Here is a 2701-nt window from a genome sequence, read left to right as displayed (position 1 = left end):
GTTCAGGACCGCACGCGCACCAGCGCCGAGGCAGCGATCGCCAGCCAGCCGGCAATGAGCAGCGTGCCGCCGATCGGCGCCGACAGCGGGAATAGCCGCGACCCGATGAAATCGCGGGCCAGCAGATCGCCGCAGAACAGCAGAAGCCCAACCAGCAGGATTAGGCTGCCGATGCGCAGGATCCGGTTCGCGCCAAGCAATCCGGCGGCAAGGAAGACCGGCGCATGCATCAGCAGGAACGATGCGGCGGTGCCAACGAAGGCGCCGCCGAGATGCGCTGCCGCGGCCGACAGCGCCACGCCGGCAGCACCGCAGAAGCCCCCGGCCAGGACGAGGATACGGCTGCTGTTGTCGGAAGGTCGTTCGGCTGTGCTCATGTTTGGGGCCCTGTGACGCCCAACCCCGTCAGGGCTTGCCGGCGTGGGCAAGCATGTCCTGCTCGCGGCGTGACTGTGCCAGCCAGTTATACACCGCGCCGCCGGCCATCAAGACGGATGTGCCCAGAAACACCGAACGCATGCCGAAATGACCACCGGCAAAGCCGCCGAGCAAGGGGCCGGCGACTTGCCCGACATATTGGGCGGAGATCGACAGCCCGAGCACATTGCCGCCGACCCCATCGGGAACATTGTGGCGGATCACGCTGGTGATGCAGGGCAACAGCCCGCCCAGCGCCAGACCCATCAGGAAGCGCAGGCCGATGAGTTGCCAGCTCTGCGTGACGAAGGCCTGCGGGATCAGCAGCAGCGCCGAGACGGCAAGCGCGCCGATGATGACGTTCCAGTGGCCGACGCGGTCGGCGAGCTTGCCCAGGCGCGAGGCCGACAGGATGGCGCCAAGGGCCGCCGCCGACATGACGACGCCTGATATCAGCGTCACGCGGCTCTGGTCCTCGATGAGCTGCTGCACATAGACGGTGATGATCGGCTCGATCGACATGGTGGCGAAGCTCAACAGCATGCCGGTCGCCAGCATGGCGACAACAGGCCGTTTGTCGGGGATTTGTGACCAGCCGCCTTTCCGCTTCTGCGTCGCTGCGGCGTCTGCTGTTTTCGGCCGGGGATTCTCCTTGATCAGAAACGTGGTCGCCAGGAATGCCAGGAAGATGACGCCGCCGGAGAGGAGAAAGGTGGCGCGGATGCCGATCAGCGGCGGCAGGGCGCCGCCAACCAGCGGACCGACCAGAGCCCCGCCCGTGATGCCGGCCGACAGCAGGCCCAACGCCCAGCCGGAACGCTCCTTCGGGGTCTGCATGGCGACGAGGATGGTCGATCCCGAGGAGTAGCCGCCGGCAAAGCCGATGAGCAGCCGCAGCAGCACCAGCTGCCAGACCGTCTGCACCATGCCGGTCAGCGACATGCATATGGCCATGCCGAAGCTGGCGCGAACCAGCATCACCTTGCGGCCATAGCGGTCGCCGAGACGTCCCCAGAGCGGCGCCACCAGCGCCGCCGCGAAGAACGTCGCGCCATAGGCAATCCCCGACCATTGCACGATCGCCGCGTGACCCTCGGCACCCAGCTGCTCGATATAGAGCGGCAGGAACGGCAGAAGCAGCGTCATGGCGACAAGCGTCGAAAACGAACCGGCGAAGCACACGAACAGATTGCGCCGCCAGTGGATGTTGTAGGTGCTGTCGTTCGCCGGGGGCGTGCTCTGCTGCATGTCGTGTGTCCTGTCCCAGCAACTCTTTTATCGATGCTTGCTGCGGATACCAATTTGGGATACCAAGATGGTGCACGTCATGGACGCAAGCTTGGCCGCTGTCAATGCAGCCTGTCGAACGTGATCGGCAAGACGATCGCAAACGGCCAAAAGGTGGAAACGACAATGTCGCAGATGCACAGCGTCGAAAAACAGCTTCGGCAGATGATCCTGGGCCTCGAGATCGGTCCCGGCGAAAAGCTGACCGAGCGCTGGATCGAGAGCCGTTTCGGTGCATCGCGAACCCCGGTCAGGGCAGCACTGCTGCGGCTCGAGACCGAGGGGCTGGTCGGCAGGGACGGGCGCGGCTGGACGGTGTCGCCGATCAATCTGGCTGAACTCGAGCAGATCGCCGTCTACAGGGAGGCGGTCGAGGTTGCGGCAGTTCGCCTGACATGCGGCCTGGCGGACCGGAGCGCCATCGATGTCATCCAGGCGATGCTCGAATCCTGCGACAACGACACGCCGCGCGAGGAATGGCATCGCGTCGGCATGGATTTTCACATCGAACTGGCGCGTCTGTCGGGCAATGAATTCCTGTTCCGGGCGGTCCGTGATGCCATGACACGCCTGTCACGGGCGCGCTGGCTGGAGGTTCGCGACGAAGCGGCCCTCAGCCGCGCCTGGGCCGAACATCGCGCCATACTGGCGGCGGCACGCCGTGGCGACGCCGATGAAGCCGCGCGCCTGCTCTCGGTCCACATTGTCGGCAGCCGCGACCGGCTGGTGACGTCGCTCGCCAACGATCGGCGCGGTCTTCGCGCCAGAGGCTTTGCCGTCGTTGCTGCTTAAGGTGGATGAAGGGGCGCAAAGCGGCGTCTGGACGTGTGCGCACTTTCGCCCTCGCTTCGCAGACGCCGATGGCGTAAGGAGCGGCGATGGAAAACAACCGATTTGAAACACCTGTGACTGTGAAGTCAGTCGCGGCGGGAAGCACTCAGCTCTTGCGCACGGCGCGCGATGCTTGGGGCTGCGCTTGCCGGGCCAGCTGTTGAGG

General features: G+C 65.4%; 3 protein-coding genes. 1 reads left to right on the top strand and 2 read right to left on the bottom strand.

What is annotated here, in order from left to right:
* Positions 1 to 2: 2 nt before the first annotated feature.
* Positions 3 to 377: a DUF423 domain-containing protein gene (locus EN969_RS25770; protein ID WP_024504690.1), complete on the bottom strand. Its 375-nt coding sequence runs from the start codon at positions 375 to 377 to the stop codon at positions 3 to 5.
* 28 nt (positions 378 to 405) lie between these two features.
* A complete protein-coding gene (locus EN969_RS25765) occupies positions 406 to 1665 on the bottom strand; it encodes a multidrug efflux MFS transporter (protein WP_063167761.1) in 1260 nt (419 codons plus the stop codon).
* Positions 1666 to 1830: 165 nt separating this feature from the next.
* On the opposite strand from EN969_RS25765, the gene EN969_RS25760 reads away from it, so the two are divergent.
* Complete coding sequence (locus EN969_RS25760; RefSeq protein ID WP_063170207.1) at positions 1831 to 2496, top strand: GntR family transcriptional regulator; 666 nt, start codon at positions 1831 to 1833, stop codon at positions 2494 to 2496.
* The last annotated feature ends 205 nt before the right edge of the window (positions 2497 to 2701 follow it).

This window comes from Mesorhizobium sp. M7A.F.Ca.CA.003.01.2.1 (assembly GCF_003998945.1).
GTDB lineage: Bacteria > Pseudomonadota > Alphaproteobacteria > Rhizobiales > Rhizobiaceae > Mesorhizobium > Mesorhizobium ciceri.
This window is presented reverse-complemented; position numbering and strand designations above follow the sequence as displayed.

Coding starts and splice junctions, on each gene's coding strand:
- EN969_RS25770 (WP_024504690.1), bottom strand. CDS start 377: ATGAGCACAGCCGAACGACCTTCCGACAACAGCAGCCGTATCCTCGTC.
- EN969_RS25765 (WP_063167761.1), bottom strand. CDS start 1,665: ATGCAGCAGAGCACGCCCCCGGCGAACGACAGCACCTACAACATCCAC.
- EN969_RS25760 (WP_063170207.1), top strand. CDS start 1,831: ATGTCGCAGATGCACAGCGTCGAAAAACAGCTTCGGCAGATGATCCTG.